The organism is Streptomyces sp. NPDC053367, from assembly GCF_044545925.1.
Lineage (GTDB): Bacteria > Actinomycetota > Actinomycetes > Streptomycetales > Streptomycetaceae > Streptomyces.
Genome location: NZ_JBITYN010000006.1, coordinates 145,569 through 168,738, shown reverse-complemented (window position 1 = coordinate 168,738; position 23,170 = coordinate 145,569). Strand labels below are relative to the sequence as shown.

Below are 23,170 nucleotides of genomic sequence, written 5' to 3'. Positions count from 1 at the left end.
GACATCTCCGTTGTCGACTTCACCGTCTTGTACGGCTCTCATCGGCGGCTCTCATCGACGGCACAGCCCTACGCCGAGCGGGACGGCCAGTCGCGCAGGGCGGCGCGCAGGGCGGCGTCGTCCAGCGCGCGTCGGCCGAAGGGGCGGGCCACGCTGGTGGGCAGGGCTTCGGCCCCGGAGCGACGCGCCTTCCACTGCGTGGCGCGCACCACTTCCCCAGGCTTCTTCGAGGGGCTACCAGGTGGGTCTCACGTCCGACCGGAAGCCGCCGCCGGCCGGGCGCTTCTCGAAGTGGAGGTGAGGGCCGGTGGCGTTCCCGGTCTTGCCGACTTCCCCGATCTTCTGGCCGGCGGTGACCGGACCTCGTTTGACGGTCTGTTCGGAGAGATGGCAGTACCAGTAGTCGAAATGGTGGGAACGCAGCACCAGGAAGTTCCCGAAGCTGGGGTCGGTTCCGCTGCGGACTATGGAACCGTTGAGCACCGCGACGCAAGGGGTGCCCTTCGGGGCCGCGTAGTCCGCGCCGGTGTGATAGCCCAGGCTCCAGCGAGGTCCCTTGACCCGGTAGGCGGTGGTGACGCCGTGATGCGGCACGGGAGACGCGACGCGGCCACCATGGGGAACGGGCGACGGCGCCGGGACGTGGAGCCGGTCCCAGGAGGTCTTGCCCGGCATGCCGTTGGCGTCGGCACCCTTGAATCCGATCTTGCGCTGCCAGGCGGCGTACGACTCCCGGTCCGCTTCGGACCACTCGGGTCCGGGACCCGACTGGTACTTTCCGCACCCCTCCGCCACCAGGCGTTTGCCCATCGAGGTGATCAGCTGGCTGCGCTGTCCCTTGTGGAAGAAGGCCGATCCTGGAAATGGTGCCAGGGCAGGCATGTCCTTTTCCCTTCGGTAGGGGGCCGGATCACTCTCGGTCCCGCCGGTGGACGAGTCCGTCGACGGTCGGGGCGGCAGAACCCCGCAACTCCGGCCGCGTCACTTGGAGTGCCTCAGATGCTGGGGACCTCCAGCCTGTCCCAGCTGACCCGGCCGGGGACCCCGTCGGCGGCGTCTCCCGTAAGACCCAGCTTCTGCTGCCAGGCGGCGTACGACCTCACATCGCCCGTTCCCCACACGTCGACGGCGGCGCCGGACGTGTAGCGGTCGCAGTCCTCGGCGACGAGCCGGCCGTGCATCGCCCCGATGACGGGCGACTTACGCCCCTTCTGGAAGAACGACGCACCGGGGAACGGCTCGAATTGGGGCTCGGCCGGGGACGGCCCGGTCGGCTGGGACACGAATTCCGGCCAGGAACCAGGGTCTACGTGGTCGTTCTCGGGGACATGCGCATGGGCGTACCACCCTCCTCGCGTCCTCCACTTGTCGGCCGGACATGTATTGCGGGACAGGGAGGTCGGGCGGCCCATGGGCCAGACGTCCGGTACGTCCCACGAGCTGATCCATGCGTGGAGCTCGTCCCAGCCCTTGCAGGGAGTGTCGACCAGTCTCGCGAACACCTTGCCGTTCACACGGCAGTGCGGGAAGAACAAAGCCTCGACCTGGATGACCACCTTGCCGGCCCGGTTGGTACGCGTACCACCGGCCTCGTCGAATACGCCTTTGCTGCGGGATGTGGCGGGGAAGAACTGGGCGAACGCTCCGGTGAATGGATCCCAGAGGATGTGCGGCGCCTGGCCTCTGCCGTCGCCGGTGAAGAAGCCCTGGAGATTGGCGAACGGAAGCAGATCCAGAGGAGCCTCGGCGGTGGCCTCCTTCCTGTCCCCCGTGAAGTGCGCTATCGCCTTCGGAGGGAATCCGGGGTCGCACGGGGCGTGGTCACCGAGGTCCACCTTGAGGGCTTGGGGCATCCATGGATGAGGCATGATCGAATCCTTCCTGCCGGCCGGGCGGCGACGATCCGGGACATCGGCTCGAAGGGAGGTCCGGCAGCAGGGTCGTGACCTGCGCGGCCGGAGCATGAGCATGCTGGATCGGGCACACCGTCCCGGCCTGCCCTGTTGCGTCAGGTGCCCACCGGTCCGTGATCGGCTTCCGGTCGGGCCCGATCCGGACGGACGACGAGTCCAGCCCTACGGCCGACCTCCGCACGCCCTCGTCGGCGCCGCCGAAGATCCCGGCGTCGGAGGCGTGCCTGATGAAGTACCGCGGGCGGAACCGACGTCGTTCGGGTGTGCCGCTCATGGGGATTCTCCGTCCCACGCCTGGTCCGACCATACGGAAGCGGTGTCATTGCGGCGTTATTCCGACGTCACCGGCAGGCTCGGCGTGACAGACGGGCGCAGTGGATCCGCGGGGCAGGATCCTAGGCGGACCGTTCACACACGACCGGCTCGTCGGCCGAGGCAAGACCTCGCCTGCACAGCGTCTACGTCCACGGCGGGAGCGCCGACCCGGCGGTCAGCTGCTCACCCGTCGGAGCCTCGTGAGGGGGCAACGCTGAGCGTGCCCCTGAATCGGAGGACTGGCCAAGCTCTCGGCCTGTCGGCGGCAGCTCCCCCGATGACAAGCGACCACGTGAGCGTCACCAAGACGGCCGCACCCCGGCGGCGCGCGGCTCCCCTGGCAGCGAAGGTGGAGACAACAGCGCTTTCGACGATGGGGGAACTGGAATGTATGAGATGCACGTCGGCGCCGCCGCCACCGGTGCCGGCCTGGTGTGGCACGTCGTTGCCCCCGGCCACTCCGCGACCCTGTGCGGGCAGTCCCTGCGCCGTGAGGAGCCCTCGGACACGGACCGTCACTGCACCCCATGTATGACCCGCTTCCAGGATCTCCTGCAAGGCGACGCGCGCAGCTGAACACATGGGCGGTCGGGCGGCCGCTCATCGCCCACAACCGATCGGGGCCATTCCCCTGCCTGTACCGAGGTGTGCACACGGCGCACTCCGCGTCGCGGCGCGGTCGCTCCAGAGACACATGGGGGTCGGTCCTTCGTGCCGGAGCGCGGGGTCGGTCCTTCGTGCCGGAGCGCGGGTGCCGCTGTGCCTCTGGAGTCGGGCTGTTCCGACGATTTCACGTCTCCGGCGGCGTGGCCCCACCCACCGGGACACCATCGGCTCCCCCGCGCTGGCGACGGGCCGACGGCCGTTTCACGCTGTCACGAAGGGAAACTCTTCTCGCACCCATCGAGCCGGCGCGCTTCCCGCACCGATGCAGCGCGCCGGTACCGGAAGGAGACCGATCATGCCGGCAGGGTCCAGCTCCAAGCGGGAGCGCCAGTACGAGCACATCAAGGACAGCGCCGAGGCGCGCGGGGCGTCGAAGGGGCGGGCCAAGGAGATGGCTGCCCGCACGGTGAACAAGGAGCGCGCCCGCTCCGGCGAGGCGAAGTCGTCGAGCAGCAGCTCGACGAAGGGCAAGTCGCCGTCACAGCGCGGCGGGGAAAGGTCGGGCCAGTCCGGCAGCAAAGGATCGGGCCCCACCCGGGAGCAGTTGTACCAGGCGGCCAAGAAGAAGGGGATCGAGGGCCGGTCCTCGATGAACAAGGACCAGCTCGCCAGGGCGCTCGGCCGCTGACCGCCCCTGTCGACGCGCCAGAGGGTGCGGATCCACCTGCTCGGCCGGTGCTCTTCCGCACGACGGCGAGTCGGTGGTCACCGGGCAGCGGAGTGGTCCGCTGCCCGGGCGGCCGTTCGGGACGGAGCTGATGCGCTGTGCCCCCGTCGGCCCAGCGCTCAGGAATTCCGGGCCGTTACCGCCTCGGCGGTGCACCGGTCCGTGCCGTCGAGCAGTGCTGCGCATGCTGCGCAGCACTGACCCCCGGCTGCGTGCGCGCTCCTGCTAGGTGCCCGCGGTGGTGGCGGCTCCGGTCCCGGCCGCCTCACCGAGGCCGGGTTCGACCGACCCGTCGCCGGCCACGCCGAGCGCCACCTTCGTCCAGCCCGCCTCGCGCCGGTCGAAGGTGCGGTAGGCGTCGATCGCGTCCTCGCTCCCGACCCAGCGGGTGATCAACGGGGTCGGGTCGAGCCTGCCTGTAGCGACCATCGACACCAGCTCGGGCAGGTAGCGGCGGTGGTGGCAGTTGCCCGTCTTGAGGGTGAGGTTCTTCATGAACGCCTCACCGAACGGATAGTGCTCCACCTGCGGCGGATACACCCCCACCGTGCCGACCGTGCCCGCCTTCGCGGCCATCTGCACCGCCCAGCGTGCGGCCAGGGACGGCGCGTCACCGGGCAGCCAGGTCTGCCCGTCCGGGTTCTGCTCGGGAGCCGCCTCGTCCCGTTCATGGTCGAACTGCTTCTCCTGGTCCCGCAGCGCGTCGGCCGCCGGCCCGTGGGAGGGACGCTGGGCGTCCACGCCCACGGCATCGATCAACCGGTCCGCGCCGATCCCACCGGTCAGCTCCAGAACGGCTTCGACCGGGTCCTCGGCGTTGAAGTCGACCGTTTCCGCGTGCTGGTCACGGGCCAGCTCCAGCCGGTCGGCCACACCATCGACGACGATGATGCGTCCGGCGCCCTGGAGGCGGGCACAGGCGACGGCGGCCTGCCCGACCGGCCCGGCCCCCAGGATCGCCACGGTGTCCCCGTCACCGATCTCGGCCAGCCGCGCCCCGAACCAGGCGGTCGGGTAGATGTCGGAGAGCAGGATGGCCTGCGCGTCGTCGACCGTGTCCGGCAGCGGAACCAGGCCTACGTGGGCGTAGGGGATGCGGGCGTACTCCGCCTGCAGCCCGTCCAGCCCGCCGGCGGCCTGCGGGCCGCCGAAGAAGACCGTGCCCGCTCGCGGGCCGCCCGGGTTGGCGTTGTCGCACTGCGCGTAGTAGCCGGCCCTGCAGTAGCTGCACGTCCCGCACGCCACCGTGGAGGGCACCACCACCCGGTCACCGGGCCGCAGATTACGTACGCCGGAGCCGACCTCCGCCACGACGCCGACGGCCTCATGGCCGAGGATCCGGCCCTCCTGCATGCCGGGCATGGTGCCGCGCACGAAGTGCAGGTCCGTCCCGCAGATCGCGGACGTCGTGATCCGCACGATCGCGTCGTAGGGGTCATCGATCTTCGGCTCGGGCACGTCGTCCAGGCGGATGTCACCCACCCCGTGCCATACGACAGCCTTCATGCGGACCCTCCGTCCCTGCGCCGGCGCCCCTGCCCCGCGATACGGCCTGGACGGCGGCGCCGATCGTTCCGGCTCGTTTCCCTGCCGGGGTTTCCCCCCGGCAGGCCCTGAAACCGTGACGGCACCCATGGCGTTCGGCGCGATCATGACGACTGCAGGCGCTTCCCCGCGGCTGGCCTGCTGCTCCGCGGCCGAGCGCGCGGCGCACCCGTCCGCAGACGTACCGCCGACTTGCGGATGCCCACTCGTCCGGGGCGAGGGCTTCTGCGGGGCCGGTTTGGATGACGAACGAGGCGAAGTACCTGCCCGCGCTGTCCTTGATGACGGTCACGGTGGTGGGAGTGGACGGCAGGGCGCGCGACCACTTCACTGCCAGGTCGCCGACCTTGGGCAGGCGGAGCTTTCCGCCGGGGGTGATCTTCCATCCGGCGTTCGCGGTGAAGCGGATCGTCTGCCGGGTGTCCCGCTTCGACTTGAACCGGGGCGGCCCCATCCTGGGGCGCTTGCCCTTCAGGGAGTCGAAGAAGTTCCGGTAGGCGGTGTCCAGGTCCCGAAGGGACTGCTGGAGGATCACCGACGACACCGAGGCCCGCGCCGCCGGGCTGCCGTTCGTCACCTCCGCCGAGCTGTCCAAGCAGCTCACGGCCGCGAAGAAGACGCCCGAGCGGGCGTGGCTGGCCGCATGTCGGCGTGCGTGGCGAAGCGAGTGGCGAGACCGGTCAGGAATGGAGAAGCCCCGGCCGGCACTCAGCCCCTAGCGTGATGGTCATGGCAACCACCACCTCCACCGCAGCCCACACGTCCCTTGCGTCCGTCACCCTTGAGGTGGCCGACCTCGAGGCCGCCCGCCGCTTCTACACCGCCTTCGGCGTGGACCCGTACATCCGCCTGCGGGCGTGCGAGGCGCCCTCCACCGGATTCCGCGGGTTCACCCTGGGGCTCACCGTGTCCGGCCCGGCGACCGTCGACGGCTTCGTCGCCGCCGCCGTGAACGCCGGCGCCACGGTCCTGAAGGCGGCCGCGAAGTCGATGTGGGGCTACGGCGGCGTCGTCCAGGCCCCGGACGGAACGATCTGGAAGATCGCGACGTCGGCGAAGAAGGAAACCGGCCCTGCCACCCGCGAGATCGACGAGGTCGTGCTGCTGCTCGGCGTCGAGGACGTGAAGGCCACCAAGCAGTTCTACGTCGGCCGGGGCCTGAGTGTGGCCAAGAGCTTCGGCGGCAAGTACGTCGAGTTCGCCCCGGGGCAGTCCAGCCCCGTCAAGCTGGCGCTGTACAAGCGCCGGGCCCTGGCCAAGGACCTCGGCGTCCCCGCGGACGGCACAGGCCCGCACCGGATCGTCCTGCACAGCACCGCCGACGCCTTCACCGACCCGGACGGGTTCTCCTGGGAGACCGCCGCATAGCTCGTCGTACGCCGTACTGGCTCCGGCCCCTCCACTCCCCCACACAGCCCTGTCGCACCATGGAGGAGAAACCTGCCGTGCCGTCCACGAAGGCGCCCGCCGAGAACTCCGGCACGACCCCCGCGACGTACGACGGATTCACCGCCTGGGAGCGGGCCGCGATGAAGGAGCACGCCCAGGAGCAGGAGAAGGCGGTTACCGATATCCAAACGGGGACGGCGGTGCGCTACCCCATGACCGCACGGGCCGCGTCCAGAAACGCCAGCCGGTTGGCCTCCAAGTAGTCCCGCACGCTCTCGCCGTCGGGCAGGCCTTCCCACACCGTCCGGTTGAGGTCGAGGAAGTAGGCGCGTGCCGCGTCGTGCACGGGCAGGGGGAACTGGATGCGTATGAGCCGCTCCGCGACCCACAGTCTGTTCATGACGTCCTGGGTCGTGATGAGCCAGGCATCGGTGTCCTCCCATGCGGAAGGCCGACCGAAGGCGGCGCGTTCGGCCTCGGCACCCACCTCACGATGAACCGTTCCAACAGCGCCAGCCGTTCCGCACGCCGGGCCTCTGACAAGGTGATCTGCTGCCGTCGCTGTTCGGCTCGTTCCGCCGAGAGTTGAGTCCGGTGCTGGACGAGGTAGGACAACGAGCCGCCGAGGACAACGCCGCCCAGCGATATGAGTGACACCCAGACCTGACCTGACATGGCGGTCATCGTGCCATGCCGCCGACGGGATGAGCCGGGCCATAGCCAAGGAAGACATCGAGGCCATCGGCAGTGGCGAGGTCAGCTGCGTGAGCAAGATACCGAACACCCGTGCCGGCGGCGGGTGTTCCCTGCGCAGCGGCCCCGCAGACAGGAGGAGCAGGTTCCACTGCTTGATCTGCGGGGCCGATGCATGCCTCAAGTACCCCACAGGTCGTCCGATACGCCCGATCCCTCCCAACTGGTGCACCAGAACGGCTTCTTACGCTGATGGGGGCCCAGCCGCCTGCGGCCGGGCCCCCATCACCTCTCACCCGTGACGCGATTCTCGCGTGGGCGTCTTTCCTCTACCAGCGGTACCAGCGGCCCCTGCGGCCCGCCCCGTCCGCGGAACGGACGACAAAGCCCAGCAGCCACACGACCAGCACCAGCACCGCGATCCACCACAGAGCCTTCAGTGCGAAACCCGCACCGAAGAGGATCAGAGCCAGCAGCAGAACCAGAAGCAGGGGAACCATAGTTATCAACCTCCTGGCCAACGGATGCCCTTACTTCAGCCCTACAAGCACACAAAAAGTGAGTTACTTTGACGAAGTCCGGGGCATATGCAGGCGGCCCGCACCACAGCGTGCCCCGGCTCCCGCCCCGCACGCACCGCAGCCAGGCAGGCAGGCAGGCAGGCAGCGGCCTCGGTGCTCCGCAGCACGCGGGCAGCCATCCGGCGGATTCACACGCCGACGGCATGGCGAACCGGTGGATTCACACGCCGACGCCATGACGAAAACGAAGGTTGGCGCTTGGGCATGAACCCCACTCGAGGGGGTAGGCGGTTGCCGCTGGCCGGGGAAGGACCGTGACCTGGGGAGGTCTGAACGGTCCTTCCCCGTTCTGCCTCTCAGGGGCGGACAGTTCACGACAAGCCTTGCCCGGAAGGCGCCGAAGTGGCCGCCTCTGCCGATCGAGACGCTGGCCGGTCCGGTCCGGTAGAGGTCTGGCCGAGGAGCTGAGCTGCCCCGGGTTCTACGTCCCCCGTCGCGCCGTGACCAGGCCCGTCTCGTACGCGGCGATGACCGCCTGGGCGCGGTCGCGGACCCGTAGCTTGGCGAAGAGGCCGGTGATGTGGTTCTTCACGGTGGAGGCGCTCAACCCGAGCCGGTCGGCTATCTCCGTGTTGTCCAGGCCTCCGGCGATCAGCCGCCACACCTCCCGCTCCCGGGGGGTGAGTTGTTCGGCGCCGGGGACGACCGGATGCGGCGACGGTTGGGCAGGGGTCTTGACGTGCGTGGAGATGAGGCGGGTCAGGAGCCGTGGGGCGAGGATCGCCTCGCCTTCGTGGACCACGCGCAGGGCGGCGACGAGGTCCTCGGGCGAGATGTCCTTGGGCAGGAAGCCGCACGCCCCGGCCCTCAGGGCATCGACGACGTATTCGTCCATGTCGAAGGTGCTCAGGGCCAGGACCCGGCAGCCGGGCAGTTCGGCGGTCAGCCGTTCGGTGGCGGCGATACCGTCCAGGACCGGCATGCGGACGTCCATGATGACCACGTCGGGGCGGCACGCGTGGGCGAGGCGGACCGCCTCGGCGCCGTTCCCGGCCTCGGCCACGACCTCGAAGCCGGGTTCGGGGGCCAGCATCAGGGCGAGTCCGCGTCGCACGAGGGGCTGGTCGTCGGCGATGAGAACCTTCACGACCGCGCTCACGCGTAGGCCTCCTGACGGTCGGCGGGCAGGGGAAGACAGGCACGGACGGCGAACCCCACGCCCTCCGGTCCGGCCCGCAGCGTGCCACCGTGCAGGGCGACGCGCTCCCGCATCCCGATCAGCCCGTAGCCCGCTGCGCGGGCGGAACGGCCGGGGCCCCGTCCGTCGTCGGTGACGGCGACCTGCACCTCGCGGGCCGCGCAGGTGAGGCGTACGTCGACGCACGCGCCTTCGCCCGCGTGCTTGCGGGCGTTGGTGAGGGCCTCCTGCACGATGCGGAAGACGGTGAGCGCGACACCGGGCGGGAGCGAGCGGGAGTCGCCCTCGGTGGTGAGCGTGACGGTCAGGCCGGCGCGGCGGCTGTCCCCGACGATGCGGTCCAGGTCGCCGATGCCGGGCTGCGGTGCGCTCCTCGCGCCCTGGTCGCCCTCCCCCGGGCTGTCGTCGCCGGCCCGCAGCACGTCGAGGAGGTGACGCATCTCGTGCAGGGCGGTGCGGCCGGAGCCCTCCAGGGCCACGAGTGCCTCGCGGGCGGCCTGCGGAGACCGGTCCAGGTTGGCCCGAGCGCCTCCGGCGAGCAGCTGCATCGTGGTCAGGTGGTGGGCGACGATGTCGTGCAGCTCGCGGGCGATACGGCGCCGTTCGTCGGAGACGGCCCGCTCGGCGAGCAGCCGCCGCTGGGCCTCGGCATTGCGCTGCCAGCGGCCGACGGCCACAGCCGCCCCGGCCACGAACAGCGCGGACACGGCGTTGGGGGCGAGTTCGATCAGGGACGGCGCCGGCATCCCGGGGTGGACGAACTGGAGCGCCGCGACGCAGCCGGCGGCGGCCGCCGCGCCGACCGCGGCCCTGTGGTGACGTACCGCGGTGTAGAGGGCGACGACCGTGGCCGCCCCGTAGTGCAGGCCCACGGAACTGAACCAGTTGACCGACAGGTTCGCCGCGAGGACGCACGCGAGGACCGTCAGAGGTGCGCGGCGGCGCGCCAGCAGGAACAGCGAGGCGACGACCACGACCAGACACCCGGCCACGGGGACATGGCCCTGGTCCATCTGACTGGTGACGGTGAAGCCCACGAGATCGACGGCCGCGGCACCGACGGCGACAAGGCCGTCGTGCTGGGTCCACAGTCCCGGCCCTGCGGTGCGGTTTCCCGTCGTGGCGCCGATGGGAGGCGTCACGGTGGCGCGGCCCGGCAGCTTGGCGCGGGGCGCGCCGGTCCCGCCTCGTGCCCGACCGGGGGACCCCTCGTTCACATTCCGTCCCATCGTCCGCCCCCTGTGTCCATCCCGCCTCCCCGCGGCCGCCGAAGCGCACCGATGACCTGCGGTTCTTGCGTCGAGTCTCCCATGGTGCCGGTGCCGGCGGCCCACGGCGTCGGCACCGGGAGGGAGCGGGGACCGGGAGCAGGCTCCCAACGCCGGCGCCGTCCGGGGCCCTGCTCCCAGAGGGTTTCTCGTCCTTGGCTCCGAGGTCCGGGCCGCGCGTCGCTGATGTGCTTGACCAGTGCCGGAACGACCCGGCAGGGGCGCCGCCCGGGACGTCCACCGTCCCGTGGCGCCCGTTCTCTTGCGCTCCCGCAGCCCAGTACCTTTCTGGAGGCTTTCCGTGATCCGTTCCCTGACAGGGTTCTCGACCCGCAGACCTTGGCGGGTCATCGTCGTGTGGGCGGTGGTCGGCATCTTCGTGACGCTCATGGGTCAGACGCTCGTCTTCCGCGTGACCGACACCGACAGCGCCGGCTTCCTGCCCGCGCAGTACGACGCGGCCGCGGCGCTGCGGATCGCCCAGGAGGAGTTCGGCACGCGACCGGACGCCAATGCGGTGACGGTGCTGGTGGCACGGCACGACGGCAAGCCGCTGCAGGACGCGGACGAGCAGCGCATACAGGACGTGGCGCGTGAACTGAGCTCCACGCGCCTGGAGATGCCATGGACGGACGAGCAGATACGGGGGCTGTCCGAGGACTACTCCCAGGTTCCCCGTGTGGCACTCATGACGACCGCCCCCGACGAGTCGTTCGCGCTGCTCGGCGCACGGCTGCAGGGCAACTCCACCGACCCGGGCATGCACTCCCTCTACCGGGTCTTCCACGACCGCGCACAGCAGGAGTTCGGCGAGGCCGGCCTGCGCACGGGATTCACCGGCGGCCTGGCGGACGTGGTGGACCGCGCCGATGCCGAGCAGACCACGCAGACGGTGGTCGGGCTGCTGATGGTCGGGCTGATCATTCTCATCAACGTGCTCGTGTTCCGCAGCGTCCTGGCCGCCCTCGTCCCGCTGTTCGCGGTGACCGTGGTGGCGGGCGCCGCCGCCGGCACCGTCGTGGGTGCGGCCCTGCTGACCGGATTCGAACTCGACCCCGGCACTCCGAGCATGATCGGCACCGTACTCATCGGCATCGGCGTCGACTACTTCCTCTTCCTGTTGTTCCGCTTCCGCGAAGAGCTGCGACGGCGCCCCGAGGAGCACCACCGCCTGGTGGCCGCGGACGTGGCCGGGCGGGTGGGCACGGCGGTGACCTCGGCGGCGCTGACGATCGTGGCCGCCTTCGCGACGCTCGGTGTGGCGACGTTCGGCCAGTTCCGGGTGCTCGGGCCGTCGGTGGCGGTGTCGGTGCTGGTGATGCTGGTGGCGAGCCTGACCCTGATGCCGGCCCTGCTCGCGGTGACCGGGCGGAGGATGTTCTGGCCGTCGCGGACCCTCACGCACAAGGCGGGGCGGTCCGGCGCGGCGGCCCTCACCGGCGAGCTGGTGGCCCGCCGCCCGGTGCTGGTGCTCGTGGCGTCGGTGGCCCTCCTCGGTGCGCTGGCGGCCGGTGTGGCGGGCGTCCGCATGGACTTCGGCACCGGCGGCACCCCGAAGGACACGGCGGCCGCCGCGACGGCACGCGAGATCGCCCGCGCCCTGCCGCCGGGCGTGTCCGACCCGACGACGGTGTACGTCACCGCCGACGACGGCCTGATCCTCAACCCCTCCCAGGTGGACACCGTGCACCGGGCACTGTCGAAGGTGTCCGGAGTGGGCAAGGTGGCCGCCCCCGTGTTCGACGCCGACCGCACCGCAGCCCGGCTCGACGCCTACCTGACGGTGGACGCCCAGTCGCAGCAGGCACGGGACCTCGTGGCGGGCCCGCTGCGCCAAGCCGTACGCGAAGCGGCCCCCGCCGGACTCACCACCCACGTCGGCGGGACGGCGGCCGTGTTCGCCGACGTGGCCACAGCGGTCGACCGGGACCTGCGGACGGTGTTCCCGGTCGCGGCGGCGCTGATCGCGCTGATCCTGGTGGTGCTGCTGCGCAGCCTGGCGGCGCCGCTGATCCTCATGCTCGCGGTCGGACTGTGCTTCGCGGCGACGTTCGGCGCCTGCGCGCTGGTCTTCCAGCACCTAGGCGGCGAGGCCGGCGTGACCTTCGTCCTGCCGCTGGTGCTGTTCCTGTTCGTGGTGGCGCTGGGCACCGACTACAACATCCTGATCAGCGACCGTCTGCGTGAGGAGATGGCCCATGGGGGCCCCGCCCGCGCCGCCGTGGCCCGCGCGGTACGGCACACCGCGCCGGCCGTCGCCACGGCCGGCGTGGTCCTCGCAGCCTCCTTCGCAGGCCTCGCCGTGAACGCCGAACCCTCCACCCGCCAGCTCGGCTTCGCCACGGCCCTGGGCATCCTGCTGTCCGCCTTCGTCGTGTCGCTCCTGCTCGTCCCGGCGACCGCGGCACTGCTGGGCCGGGCCATGTGGTGGCCGATGCGCGGAAGCCGGGACCGCCGGGACGGGGCCGGTGGCAGCACCCCACAACCACAGGGACGCCCGATGGACGCCCAGCCGGTGCACGGGCGGCGATGACGGCTCCCACCCCGCCCCGTTGACCAGCACCCCGGCGCAGCCGCACGGCGGCGCCGGGGCATCAGCCGGTCAGGACCGCGGCGGACGGGAACAGGGTGCAGCCCTGCGGGCGGGTGTGTGGCGGGGGGGACGGGCCCTCGACTGATGCGCATGCAGCTGGATGCTCGCCGTAACGAATACTTACGGGCAGTCAAGTGTGAGATCATCCTGTGCCTGAGCACATCGACGGCCACAGCGGAAACCCGCCAGGGCGATACGCAGATCCTGGCAGCCTCGATCAACGGCGGAAGGCCTCTCGTGTTCGAGGCCCCCGCGGATGAGTCCCTCACGGCAACCGTCACCGCCAGCGATCCGGCCGGCATCGATTACATCGACCCGCTGTTGTACAAAGGGCCCGCCTCCGCCCCCACCGCCTACCTCGCAGCAGGAAGCGCGCCGGAGTGCACCGCGGTCAGCGACGCCACCACGCGATGCACGTGGGAGTTCTTCATGAGCCAGGATCTGCTTCGGACCACTGGCGCCGGAACCTGGTACCTCCATGTCAATGCCACCGCCCTCGACGGCGACTACCACCGCAAGGCCGCAGCGTCCCTCAGGGTGCTGCGCGCCGCGAAGGTGACGGCCAACGCTGCTCCCGAGCCGGTCGCCAAGGGCAACCCGATCACCATCACCGGTGTCCTCAGCCGGGTCAACTGGAACGACTCCCGCTACTACCGCTACGCGGGCCAGCCCGTACGCCTGCAGTTCCGCACCCCCACCGGCCACTACGCCACCGTCAAGACGGTCACCGCCGGCTCGACCGGCTACCTCAGGACCACCGTCACCGCCGCCCGCGACGGCTACTGGCGTTACAGCTTTGCCGGCAACACCACCACCGGCCCCGCCAACGCCCCCGGCGACTACGTCGACGTGCGGTAACAGGGGCTATGGCCGCTCCAGGACAAGGACGGACCTGGCGACTGACGTCACGCGGTGGGGGCTGATGCGGTTCCAGCCAGCTGGGCCGGACTGGACGGGGCCCGCATCAGTCCCAGCTCAACCAGGAAACGGACAGCCACGACGGTGGCCGTCATGCGGGTGGGACTGACGCGGGCCTCGCGGAAGACGTGCCGAGACTTCCCTCTCGGACGCTTCCTTCGACTGGCGAGCGGTGCATCGACAAGATCAAGACCAAGCAGTGGCGCGGTCCGACGGCGGTACGCAATCGCCGTGTCCTGCGCTCACTCGTCGAACCACACAACAAGGCGCACGTTGTCGTCGCCATGTTGTTCTGCGAGTTCCTTCATCGCTTCCCAGACAGGTTGCCACTCGCCGGTTTCGGTGACGGCATCTCTGCGGCGGATGGCGACCGATCGGTAGAGCGTGTCCCCGATGAGCCACTCACTTCCGTCGGGCCACTCCCGGTCTTCGCCTGGCTCCAGTCCGACAGCCTCGGCAAACGCCGGACTCCAGGCTCTTCTCCGTACCACTCGGTCAGCTGGGCGAACCGCGCACTCACCGTGGCCGAGGCGTCGGCGGGAAACCCCCTGCCCGCGGCACCCATGCCAGGCATTCTCCCGGCGCTGTCAAAGCGTTTCGCCTGCACCGGATCGCGTTTGCGCCGCCACCGCCGCAAGGCTGCTCCTGCCGGTTACGGTTGACACCCCGCCCGCTCCCTGAACGGCCAGCCCCGCGGGAGTTGCGCCCGCAGGCGGGTCAGCGCTCCTCGCGCAGTCCCCACGGAGCCCCGTACTCGACGAGCAGGTCGAGGAACGGCCGGGGCGGAAGTGCCTCCGGGCCGAGGACGCCGCTGCCCTTCCAGGTGCCGCTCGCGATCAGTTCGAGGGCGATCACCGGGTTGAGTGCCGTCTGCCAGACCACGGCCTGGGAGCCGTACTCGCGCATGGACCACTCGTTGTCGACGACGTGGTACAGGTACACCTCGCGGGCGGCGCCGTCCTTCGTTCCCTTGACCCACGTGCCGGCGCAGGTCTTGCCCTTCATCCTCTCGGCGAGCGTGGCAGGGTCGGGCAGGCACGCGGCCACCACGTCGCGAGGGGAGACCTCGACGGGCCCGTCCGTGCCGGGGACGGAGACCTTCGCCGTGGAGTCCAGGCCCAGCGCGTGGAGCGTCTTGAGCTTGGCGATGAAGTCGTCGCCGAGACCGTACTTGAACGTCACCCGGCGCGCGTCCACCCAGCGGGGCATCAGCAGCACCTCCTCGTGCTCGACGTTCACGCACTCCACCGGTCCGATGCCCTCGGGGAAGTCGAAGACCTCCGGCTCGCTGAAGGGTTCCGTGGTGAACCAGCCGCGGTCCTTCTCGAAGACCACCGGTGGGTTGAGGCACTCCTCGATGGTGGTCCAGATACTGAAGGAGGGTGCGAAGTCGTGGCCCTCGACGGTGAGGTTCGCGCCGTCGCGGACGCCGAGCTCCTCGATCTCGTCGAAGAGCACATCGGCCGCGTACCGTGCGAAGACGTCCGACAGACCCGGCTCCACCCCCATCCCCACCAGTGCGAGGCGGCCGGCTCGCTCCCACTCCGCGGCCCGGGCGAACTGCTCGTCGCCGAGCTTCACCCCGCACTGCTCGTACGGGGCCGTCGCATGAGGCACGGACAGCGACATCGCCATGTCGACATAGTGCGTGCCGACGGCGAGCGCGGCGTTGAACAGAGGCATCACGAAGCGGGGGTCGGTCGCGTTGAGCAGCAGGTCGCAGCGTTCCGCGACGAGGACGCGGCGTACGGCTTCCTCGTCGGAGGCGTCCAGACGGCACGAGCTGAAACGGTTCTCCGGATCATCGAGCGCGGCGACGGCCGCCTGGGCACGGGCGAGGTCGTAGTCGGCGACGACCATGTGGGTCAGGAAGCCGCGGCGGGAGGCGATACGGGTGACGGCGGTTCCGACACCGCCCGCACCCACGAGAAGTACGCGCATGTCACACACCCATTCGTTGAGGCGTTTCCCCGGGAGGGAGCCCGGGAGGTGACCCGATGGAACACCATGCGGCTTGTTAAGGTCTACGGCGTTGGCATAAGGGTGCGGAGAGGGCGGTGAGGACGATGCCCAAGAAGGTGGTGTCGGAGACGGAGCGGCGCAGGCGGCGGCCGACCCGGCAGGGCACCGTCCTGTCGGAGCGGCTGATCGTGCAGACCGCCCTGCGGATGCTCCACGAGCACGGTGCCTCCGGGCTGACCGCTCGCCGGCTCGGCGCTGCCCTCGGCGCCGACCCGAGCACCTTGTACCGGTACTTCGCCGGTCTGGACGGTCTGACCCGTGCCATCGGCGAGGAGCTGATGGGACGGGCCCTGGACAGCTGGAGGCCCACCGGGAAGTGGCGCGCCGACCTGCGCGCCCTGGGCCTGGCCATCCACGCCTCCTACCTCGCCCACCCGCATGCCGCTCTGCTGACCGCCAGCCGCGTCACCGGCCGGCCCCGCGAGATCGAGGTCGACGAGACCATCCTCGGCATCCTTCGCGGGGCGGGCTTCGGCGACACGGACGCCGTCGGCTTGTACCACTCCTTCATCGACCTGGCACTGGCCTTCGCCGCTCTGGACGCGGGCGCACTCGCCATCAAGGACGAGGTCAGGGAGGCGGACGAGGAGATGTGGACCTCGACGTACGCCCGACTGCCGGCCCAGACGCATCCGCACATCGCCGCCACCGCCCACCTGCTGGCCGAGCGGATGAACCACAGCGCCTATCCGGCCGTGCTCGACACGCTCCTCGACCACGCGCAGACACGACTGGCCGCCACACGAATCCAGGCAACCGACACGACGTGAGGGACTGCGCCCGGGTGGGGGCGGGTCGGCTTAGGGCCGCTGCTTCAGATCGCCGCTCCACCACCTGGCCGGACTTGTTTGTCGGGCCCAGGGCGAGATGCGGACATCGTGTGCCCGTCCTTACGCGCGTGCCGAAGCCCAGGTCCGGTGGCGTGGCGCCTGACCACGACGCGCACCGGTTGTGTGAGCACGACTTCCTACGCCTGGGGCAGGGGCGACCGCGCGCGTCCCGACGTAGCCGAACTCAGCCCGCACAAGGGCGATTTCCTGCCGGCCGTACGGACGCACCGGATGTCTCGGGCGTTTCGATGAACGCATCCGGCGCACCGAGGACGTCCGACACGCCGAGCGTGCCGGGCAGTGGCCCTCCCGCAGGTGGACCAGGGACGTCCACCGTGCCGAGCGCCGGTGACGGTGGCCCGTCCACGGGCGAAGTCCCACCGGACGGCGGTGCGACAGGTGTTGATCTCCACAGGTCCGTCCGCTCGTTCGCCTTGGTCGGCGGGCTCGGTGGCGCCGCGGCGTTACTCACGGCCGTCGCCCTTCTCCTCGGCAAGAGCCCGGTGGACTGGTTCGCCGACTCCGGCACCCCGAGCACCACGACGTCGACGCCGGCCGAACCCTCATCGTCGGCTGCCCACACCACTCCCCCGGCCGCCATCGCCGCGTTCGGCACCTCCTCGGTCACGATTCAGCAGCCCACCACGCACGACGGCGAACAGGTCGAGGTCGAACAGTGCCAGGAGTTCCGCGGCACGGCCCGTCCTGCCGACGGCTTCACCCTGTGGCTGGCCGGCCACACGGAAGCGGACCCACGCTACGCGCTGTACACCGAGGCAGCCGTCTCCCCGGCCACCGGCCGATGGACCCGGCGTCCCCCACGCCGAAGGGCCGGTCGGCCCGAGCCACCTCCTTCGCCGTGTGTTATACAGGCGACGCCCGCTACCAGCTCATGGACCCTGCCGAACTCGGCACCATGACCGCGGACCGGCGAACGCGGTGGTCGAAGGTCATCCGGCTCGGCAACCCCGACCACAGCGACAGCGTTCGTCGGCCGTTCCGGGCTGTAGTCGAGCCCTGGCATGTGGGCGAACGTACACGAGACTCGACGGCACGGTGCTTTCTTCGTCGGTCGGATGCCATGATCACTGAGCGGCCTGCCTCGCACGCCATCCGGCTGCCCCCGGCCGCACCCGACGGCATGACCAACGGAAGGGACCCGGCATGCGCAAACTCGTCTACTACATCGCCACCACGCTCGACGGCTTCATCGCAGGTCCGGACGGCGGGGACCCCACCGGTCCGAACGGCTTCTGGCCCATACCGGGAGACTACATACAGCACCTCGTGGCCGAGTACCCGGAGACGCTGCCCGTCCAGGCGCGGCAGGCACTGTCCGTCACAGCGGAGGGCACGCACTTCGACACTGTGCTGGAGGGGCGGCGCAGCTACGAGATCGGTCTTGCGGCCGGTATCCCCGACGCCTACCCCCACCTGCGTCACCTGGTGTTTTCCCGGACCCTGACCGAGAGCCCGGCCCCGGCCGTCGAATTGGTCGCCGACGACCCGGTGGCGACCGTGCGGCAACTCAAGCAGCAGGACGGCAAGGACATCTGGCTGCTCGGTGGCGCTGAGCTCGCGGGCTCCCTCTACGCCGAGATCGACACGCTGATCCTCAAGGTCGGCCCGCTGACCATCGGCAGCGGGATCCCGCTGTTCTCCCACAAGGCCGTCTTCGACCCGCGTACCTGGGCCCTCGCAGACCAGACCGTCCTCAAGAGCGGCGCGATGTTCCTCACCTACGGGCGCGTCAGCAGCTGAGCGCTCCGGGCGGGAGGCGCTTGCGTGAAGCCGGGCGCGGGCGCGCTCAGGGAGTCACGCAGGCGCCACCGCGGGTTCGGCCCGCCCTCGAGCGCAGAGGCCGAGTGCGGGCCGAGCCAGGTGTTTCGGGCGAGGTCAGTTGCGCCAGGTGTCGTTCAGGGTGACCGTGCCGGTTGCCGGGACGGTGGCGGTGCGGTTGGCCCCGCTCTCCCAGGTGACGTTGCCGGCGGAGTCCTTGCGGATGTACTTGTACTCGAAGGAGGTCCCGGCGGGCAGCTTCACGGTGAGCTTCCATACGGGATAGGCGGCCGGGTCGAGCTTCAGGGCGGCGGCGGGCGACCAGTTGCCGAGTGCGGCGTTGTTGCCGACGACGTAGACGTTCTGTCCGGTCACGGTGGTGGCGTTGACGGCGAATGCGGCGCCGGTTTCGGTCTGCTGGCCGTCACCGCAGGGGTTGCCGGTGCCGACGACACCGCCCTTGACGGTGACGTCTCCGGTGCCCAGCGTGTAGTCGGCGCTGTTGTTGTTGTCCCAGGTGCCGGATCCGTTGTTGAAGACGGCCTTCATGCCGGTGGCGGAGCCCAGCGCGACGGTCTTCTTCACCCAGCCGGTGCAGGCGGCCTCCATGGCGACACCGGGGCTGGTGGTCCACTGACCGCCGGCCGGGGCGTAGTGGAGGTTGTAGGCGGACCAGTTCTTGTCGGTGCTGTAGTAGACGGTGGCGCTGTTGTCGCCGGGCTTGTCGCCGCCGGCGCCGACGTGGAGGGCGACGGCGTCGCCGGCCGCGATGGTGGCGGTGAACTTGCCGTCGGCACCGACGGTGTAGGTGGTCCCGGTGCAGCCGCCGCTCGTGGTGGGGTCACCGTGCTGGACGTCGCAGTAGGTGCCGGCCGGGAGGGAGGTCTGGAAGGTCTGGGTGATGGAGCCGCTCTCACGGTTGATGGCGACGAAGCCCTTGGTGCCGCGGCCGAAGGCGATGGCGTTGTTGCCGTTGTCCCACCAGTTGGTGATGCCGGTGCCCTCGGTGGCGTTACGGAAGGCGACCATGTTGGCGATCTGGCGCCAGGCGTGCTGGCAGGACCAGCCGCTCGTGTAGCAGGCGCTGACGTTGTGACCGTTCGGGGCGCCGTCGTCCCTGCTGCCGAACTCGTAGCCGGAGTGGACCGAGGGAGTGCCGTAGGGGTGGGCGAGCATGAAGACGTGGGCGAGGGTGTAACGGGAGCCGTCGCGGTAGTTCAGGCTGCTGCCGTTGCGCTCGGTGTCGTGATTGGCGACCATGCTGCCGCTCTGCCCGGACGGCATGTAGCCCCACGCCTCCCCGAAGTCCTTCAGGTACGAGAGCTTCTCGTTGGTGAAGACGCGCTTGAGGTCGGTGGTGTACCGGAACTCCTGGACGTCGCCGGTGCGCAGGTACTCGTTGGGTGAGACGGCCTCGCCGGCGCCGTAGATCGCTTCCTGGACCCAGTAGATGTCCCGGTTGGTGAGCTTGCTGCGGATGGCGGCGACGTCGTCCGCCGCCATGTGCTTGACGGCGTCTATCCGGAAGCCGTCGACGCCCATCGACATCAGGTCGTTGAGATAGCCGGCGATCTTGCCGCGGACGTAGTCGCTGCCGGTGTTGAGGTCGGACAGGGACGGCTGGCCGGCGTCGCCGAGTTCGCACTCCTGGATGTTGGAGCGGTCGCGGTAGTTGCTTCCGATGGGCTGGCGGCAGGCGTGGAAGTCCTGGTCCTGGTAGGTGCCGGGGTAGTTGTACTTGCTGTAGTTCGTGCCTGCGGTTCCGGTGCCTGAACCGGAGGTCATGTGGTTGATCACCGCGTCGGTGATGACCTTCACGCCTGCCTGGTGACAGGTGTCGACCATGTTCTGGAAGCTTGCGCGGTCGCCCAGGGGGCCTTGGATCTTGTAGCTGACGGGCTGGTAGGCCGTCCACCAGGCGGGGCCCTGGATCCGCTCCTGCGGAGGCGAGACCTGCACGTATCCGTAGCCCTTGGGGCCGAGGGTCTGGGTGCACTCACGGGCGATCGAGTTGAAGTTCCACTCGAACAGGACGGCGGTGACCTTCTTGTCGCCGTTGGCGCTGGGCGCGGCGGTGGCCTCCTGGGCGGGCAGTGCGAGCGCGGTGGCCAGGCTGAACAGCAGACCGGCCCCGGCCAGGGCGGCGGATGTTCTCTTGGAGGCGGTGGCTGTGAAGCCGAGTGGCATGAGAGCTCCTCACGGGCATGCGGGTGACTGCCGCGGCAGGGCATGACCCTGTGAGGGTTCCGACACCACCGCAACTTCTTGCCGTAACTTTCAGCAAGCGGTGAGGAACTTAGATTCGTTATGAGTCAAAGGTCAAGACTTTCAACAAAGCTCGTTACGTTCGGGCAAGTTGGGGCTGCTGTCCGCGAACAAGGGGTTGCGCACCCGGGCGGGAAGGTGCCTAGATTCAGCCTTACGGTCGCCGCGGGAGACCCCCGACGGCACTGCCCTGCGCCGGAACTGACGACGCGACAGGCGGGCGTGTCTGCGGCCGGACGAGGTGGACTCACGCCTCCTGGCCCTGACCCACAGGCACATCCGCCCTGTTGAGAGCCCGTAGCAACAACAACCTTCACAGCACCGGATGTGCGCGGGCACCACCCGCTCTCGGTGCCACCATGCCGGACCGGCGCACTCGGACGATCGCGCTTCGGCGGCGATCCGGCCACCGTCGCCCTCTCGCCCCGGGCGGCTTGGCGGCGAGAGGAGATCGCCGTCCCGCATCGAAGCAATCCGGACATGGTGCGCGGCAAGACCGGGCTCATCCTGTTGATCGCGCCTGAAACTTCTTGCAAGAGTGGCGTCTCGCGGCAGCGCACTGCCGGAGCGGTTGTCGTCCCCCGACAGCAGCCACCGGGCCGGGCCCGATCTGTCGCGGAGGCCGGCGGCAGGTGTCGTGCAGCAGTCGAGGCAGAGCGGGGCCGGGCTGCGGACGGAGCAGGCCGACGGTTGCCGCGGCTGAGACCGTGTCGGGGCGGTGGCAGCAGCCGGATGAGGCCACTGCGGCTGCCACCAGCCGACGAACCGCGTGGTGCTGCGCGAGGGGCACGAGCAGAGGGTGCGAATGCCGGCCTGAGCGGGGACTTGCCCACCGCCCCCGCTCTGAGGGCCGCTCACCCCTGTCGCAGGGCCTGATGCATCCAGCGGAGGCGGTCCAGGGAGCGGCGGCGCATCCACAGGACCCAGCAGCACAGCCCGACCATGCCGAGCGCGAAGACGAGGGGGAAGACGAGGGAACCGCCGATGGCCCCCAGGACGAACAGGCCGACCGCGACGAGACCCATGGCACCGAGCCAGTACGGCAGCCACTTGCCGGCCCGTTCCATCTGGCCGAGCTGCTCGGCGGCCAGCCGTCGCATCGCCGCCCGTCCCTCAGGGTCCTGCGGCACTTCGCGGTGCCGAATCTTCCGGTTCAGATCGGCGAGTCCGCTCGCGTCGGTACCCACCGCTCGGGCGGCCTTGCGGCGCTGGACGGCCAGGACCGCGATGGCGACCCCGGTGTAGAGAGCGCTCTGCAACACCCAGACAGCCGGGTGCTCGTTCCTGCGGATCAGGGCTGTGATGCCCAGCCCCAGCAAGAAGACCAGGATCGCCTGCGCGGTCAGACTGCGGTCGAGTAAGCGCTTGAGCGAGAGCACAGCGCGGACCTCCTCGAAGGGGAGTCGGGACAGCGTCGTCGCTTTCCGGGTACCCCGCGTTCTCCCACTCATAAGGACCGGGCACCACGCCGCTCCCGCTCTCGGCGCTGCTGCAATCGAAGGCAACCTTTTCGCCTCGTGCGGCCACTGGACAGTGCACCATCGGCTCGATCTTCCGAACGGACGGCTATGAAGACAGCGAGGCAGGCCGCGAGGCAGCGCAGGCGCAGACGCAGGCTCATACTGGGCAGCACAGTGGCGGTGACCGCCGCGGGCGTGATCGCCTACCTGGTCATGGGGTTGCTCCCCGACCGGAAGGAGGAGACAGGGCCTGCCACCTCGGCGCGCGTCGAGACCACCCGGGTGACGGCCGCTCCCACCTCACAGCCGCGGGCGAGCACCCCGACCGCGACGGGGACACCGAGCGCGACCGCGACCCCTCGTCCGACGGCCAGTGAGACCACCGCCCCGGCACGTCCGTCAGCCACGGCGACCCCGCAATCCCCCCGTACTGCGTCCACCACGGCGACACCGGCAGGGCGGATCCGGCCCGGCACCACGTACACCGGCGTCGCCACCGCCTACGAAGCCGAGGACGGAAACGGCGCCTGTCTGTTCGGCCCGAGCCCCGACCTCATGATCGCGGCCATGAACGCCACGGACTACGAGACCTCCAGGGCGTGCGGCGCGTACGTGCTCGTCCGCGCGGCCAACGGCAAGTCGATCACGGTACGGATCACCAACGAATGTCCCCTGCCCTGCGCGCCCGGGCAACTGGACCTCAGCCAGGAGGCCTTCGCCGAGCTCGCCGACCTCGAGGCCGGCCGCATCCCGATCACCTGGCAACTGTTGAGCCCCGAGACGTCCGACACGATCTCCATCAGGTACAAGACCGGGTCCAGCCCCTACTGGTGCGGCATCCAGGCGATCGGCCACCGGAACCCTGTCGCCCGCCTGGAGGTCAAGACCGAGGGCGGCTGGCGGCAGTTGCCGCGCACCGAATACAACTACTTCCTCTCCGCGGACGGCAGCGGGTGCGGCAACTCGATCCGTATCACGGACATCTACGGAGAACGACTGACCGTCACCGGAATCGCGTTGCGGCCGGACGTCGTTCAATCGACCGGGCTTCAGTTCGTCCGTCACTGATCTCACCAGGTGACGGCCGGGGCCTGCCGGGCATGTCCGGCGACGAGCACCTCACAGGCA

The 23,170-nt window shown here is 70.0% G+C and carries 18 protein-coding genes and 4 pseudogenes; 9 read left to right on the top strand and 13 right to left on the bottom strand.

Features of this window, described 5'->3' with window-relative positions:
• Nucleotides 1-68 precede the first annotated feature (68 nt).
• From ACIGXJ_RS18675 to ACIGXJ_RS18660, 4 genes and pseudogenes are all read right to left on the bottom strand, one after another.
• Nucleotides 69-212, bottom strand: coding sequence for a hypothetical protein (locus tag ACIGXJ_RS18675; RefSeq protein ID WP_399646348.1), 144 nt, complete (start codon nt 210-212; stop codon nt 69-71).
• Nucleotides 213-234: 22 nt separating this feature from the next.
• Nucleotides 235-522, bottom strand: a pseudogene (locus ACIGXJ_RS18670) (M23 family metallopeptidase); the annotation flags it as partial.
• 114 nt (nt 523-636) lie between these two features.
• A pseudogene (locus ACIGXJ_RS18665) lies at nt 637-909 on the bottom strand (peptidoglycan-binding protein); the annotation flags it as partial.
• Nucleotides 910-995: 86 nt separating this feature from the next.
• On the bottom strand, nt 996-1,868 hold the full coding sequence (locus ACIGXJ_RS18660; RefSeq protein WP_399646346.1) for a peptidoglycan-binding protein: 873 nt from the start codon (nt 1,866-1,868) through the stop codon (nt 996-998).
• Between the two features lie 1,321 nt (nt 1,869-3,189).
• Here ACIGXJ_RS18660 and ACIGXJ_RS18655 point away from each other — a divergent pair.
• Nucleotides 3,190-3,522 (top strand): plasmid stabilization protein, encoded by a 333-nt coding sequence (locus ACIGXJ_RS18655; RefSeq protein ID WP_399646343.1) that lies wholly within the window; start codon nt 3,190-3,192, stop codon nt 3,520-3,522.
• A 264-nt stretch (nt 3,523-3,786) separates the two neighbouring features.
• On the opposite strand, the gene ACIGXJ_RS18650 is transcribed toward ACIGXJ_RS18655, so the two are convergent.
• Both ACIGXJ_RS18650 and ACIGXJ_RS18645 read right to left on the bottom strand, forming a co-directional pair.
• Nucleotides 3,787-5,067 carry a zinc-dependent alcohol dehydrogenase gene (locus ACIGXJ_RS18650; protein WP_399646340.1) on the bottom strand — a complete coding sequence of 427 codons (1,281 nt, stop codon included), beginning with the start codon at nt 5,065-5,067 and terminating at the stop codon, nt 3,787-3,789.
• A 265-nt stretch (nt 5,068-5,332) separates the two neighbouring features.
• Nucleotides 5,333-5,701 (bottom strand): annotated as a pseudogene (locus ACIGXJ_RS18645) (RNA-guided endonuclease InsQ/TnpB family protein); the annotation flags it as partial.
• Between ACIGXJ_RS18645 and ACIGXJ_RS18640 the strand changes: the two are divergent.
• Together ACIGXJ_RS18640 and ACIGXJ_RS18635 are read left to right on the top strand one after the other, a co-directional pair.
• Nucleotides 5,607-5,825 carry a hypothetical protein gene (locus ACIGXJ_RS18640; RefSeq protein WP_399646991.1) on the top strand — a complete coding sequence of 73 codons (219 nt, stop codon included), beginning with the start codon at nt 5,607-5,609 and terminating at the stop codon, nt 5,823-5,825. The pseudogene ACIGXJ_RS18645 and the gene ACIGXJ_RS18640 overlap by 95 nt on opposite strands.
• Nucleotides 5,826-5,829: 4 nt before the next feature.
• On the top strand, nt 5,830-6,474 hold the full coding sequence (locus ACIGXJ_RS18635) for a glyoxalase (RefSeq protein ID WP_399646337.1): 645 nt from the start codon (nt 5,830-5,832) through the stop codon (nt 6,472-6,474).
• Between the two features lie 226 nt (nt 6,475-6,700).
• On the opposite strand, the pseudogene ACIGXJ_RS18630 reads toward ACIGXJ_RS18635, so the two are convergent.
• From ACIGXJ_RS18630 to ACIGXJ_RS18615, 4 genes and pseudogenes are all read right to left on the bottom strand, one after another.
• Nucleotides 6,701-7,179: pseudogene (locus ACIGXJ_RS18630) on the bottom strand (hypothetical protein).
• 338 nt (nt 7,180-7,517) lie between these two features.
• On the bottom strand, nt 7,518-7,688 hold the full coding sequence (locus tag ACIGXJ_RS18625) for a hydrophobic protein (protein ID WP_067230685.1): 171 nt from the start codon (nt 7,686-7,688) through the stop codon (nt 7,518-7,520).
• Nucleotides 7,689-8,190: 502 nt separating this feature from the next.
• A complete protein-coding gene (locus ACIGXJ_RS18620; RefSeq protein WP_399646334.1) occupies nt 8,191-8,868 on the bottom strand; it encodes a response regulator in 678 nt (225 codons plus the stop codon).
• Nucleotides 8,865-10,136, bottom strand: a complete 1,272-nt coding sequence (locus ACIGXJ_RS18615; RefSeq protein WP_399646331.1) for a sensor histidine kinase — start codon at nt 10,134-10,136, stop codon at nt 8,865-8,867. The genes ACIGXJ_RS18620 and ACIGXJ_RS18615 overlap by 4 nt, the downstream gene beginning before the upstream one ends.
• Before the next feature lie 340 nt (nt 10,137-10,476).
• Here ACIGXJ_RS18615 and ACIGXJ_RS18610 point away from each other — a divergent pair, with 340 nt between their 5' ends.
• Nucleotides 10,477-12,708 carry an MMPL family transporter gene (locus tag ACIGXJ_RS18610; protein ID WP_399646329.1) on the top strand — a complete coding sequence of 744 codons (2,232 nt, stop codon included), beginning with the start codon at nt 10,477-10,479 and terminating at the stop codon, nt 12,706-12,708.
• A gap of 297 nt (nt 12,709-13,005) precedes the next feature.
• The gene (locus ACIGXJ_RS18605) at nt 13,006-13,626 is read left to right on the top strand and encodes a DUF5707 domain-containing protein (protein ID WP_399646327.1); all 621 of its coding nucleotides are present in this window, start codon (nt 13,006-13,008) and stop codon (nt 13,624-13,626) included.
• Between the two features lie 777 nt (nt 13,627-14,403).
• Here ACIGXJ_RS18605 and ACIGXJ_RS18600 read toward each other — a convergent pair.
• The gene (locus tag ACIGXJ_RS18600) at nt 14,404-15,627 is read right to left on the bottom strand and encodes a saccharopine dehydrogenase family protein (protein WP_399646325.1); all 1,224 of its coding nucleotides are present in this window, start codon (nt 15,625-15,627) and stop codon (nt 14,404-14,406) included.
• Between the two features lie 125 nt (nt 15,628-15,752).
• On the opposite strand from ACIGXJ_RS18600, the gene ACIGXJ_RS18595 reads away from it, so the two are divergent.
• The 3 genes from ACIGXJ_RS18595 to ACIGXJ_RS18585 all read left to right on the top strand — a co-directional run bounded on the left by ACIGXJ_RS18595 (nt 15,753) and on the right by ACIGXJ_RS18585 (nt 18,299).
• Nucleotides 15,753-16,478 carry a TetR/AcrR family transcriptional regulator gene (locus tag ACIGXJ_RS18595; RefSeq protein WP_399646323.1) on the top strand — a complete coding sequence of 242 codons (726 nt, stop codon included), beginning with the start codon at nt 15,753-15,755 and terminating at the stop codon, nt 16,476-16,478.
• Between the two features lie 494 nt (nt 16,479-16,972).
• A complete protein-coding gene (locus tag ACIGXJ_RS18590; RefSeq protein ID WP_399646321.1) occupies nt 16,973-17,458 on the top strand; it encodes a hypothetical protein in 486 nt (161 codons plus the stop codon).
• A 244-nt stretch (nt 17,459-17,702) separates the two neighbouring features.
• Nucleotides 17,703-18,299: a dihydrofolate reductase family protein gene (locus tag ACIGXJ_RS18585; protein ID WP_399646318.1), complete on the top strand. Its 597-nt coding sequence runs from the start codon at nt 17,703-17,705 to the stop codon at nt 18,297-18,299.
• A gap of 135 nt (nt 18,300-18,434) precedes the next feature.
• Here ACIGXJ_RS18585 and ACIGXJ_RS18580 read toward each other — a convergent pair whose 3' ends face one another.
• Together ACIGXJ_RS18580 and ACIGXJ_RS18575 are read right to left on the bottom strand one after the other, a co-directional pair.
• Entirely contained in the window at nt 18,435-20,504 is a 2,070-nt protein-coding gene (locus ACIGXJ_RS18580) for a carbohydrate-binding module family 20 domain-containing protein (RefSeq protein ID WP_399646316.1), read from the bottom strand.
• 932 nt (nt 20,505-21,436) lie between these two features.
• On the bottom strand, nt 21,437-21,961 hold the full coding sequence (locus ACIGXJ_RS18575; protein ID WP_399646314.1) for a hypothetical protein: 525 nt from the start codon (nt 21,959-21,961) through the stop codon (nt 21,437-21,439).
• Between the two features lie 189 nt (nt 21,962-22,150).
• On the opposite strand from ACIGXJ_RS18575, the gene ACIGXJ_RS18570 reads away from it, so the two are divergent.
• Nucleotides 22,151-23,110 (top strand): expansin EXLX1 family cellulose-binding protein, encoded by a 960-nt coding sequence (locus ACIGXJ_RS18570; protein WP_399646312.1) that lies wholly within the window; start codon nt 22,151-22,153, stop codon nt 23,108-23,110.
• The last annotated feature ends 60 nt before the right edge of the window (nt 23,111-23,170 follow it).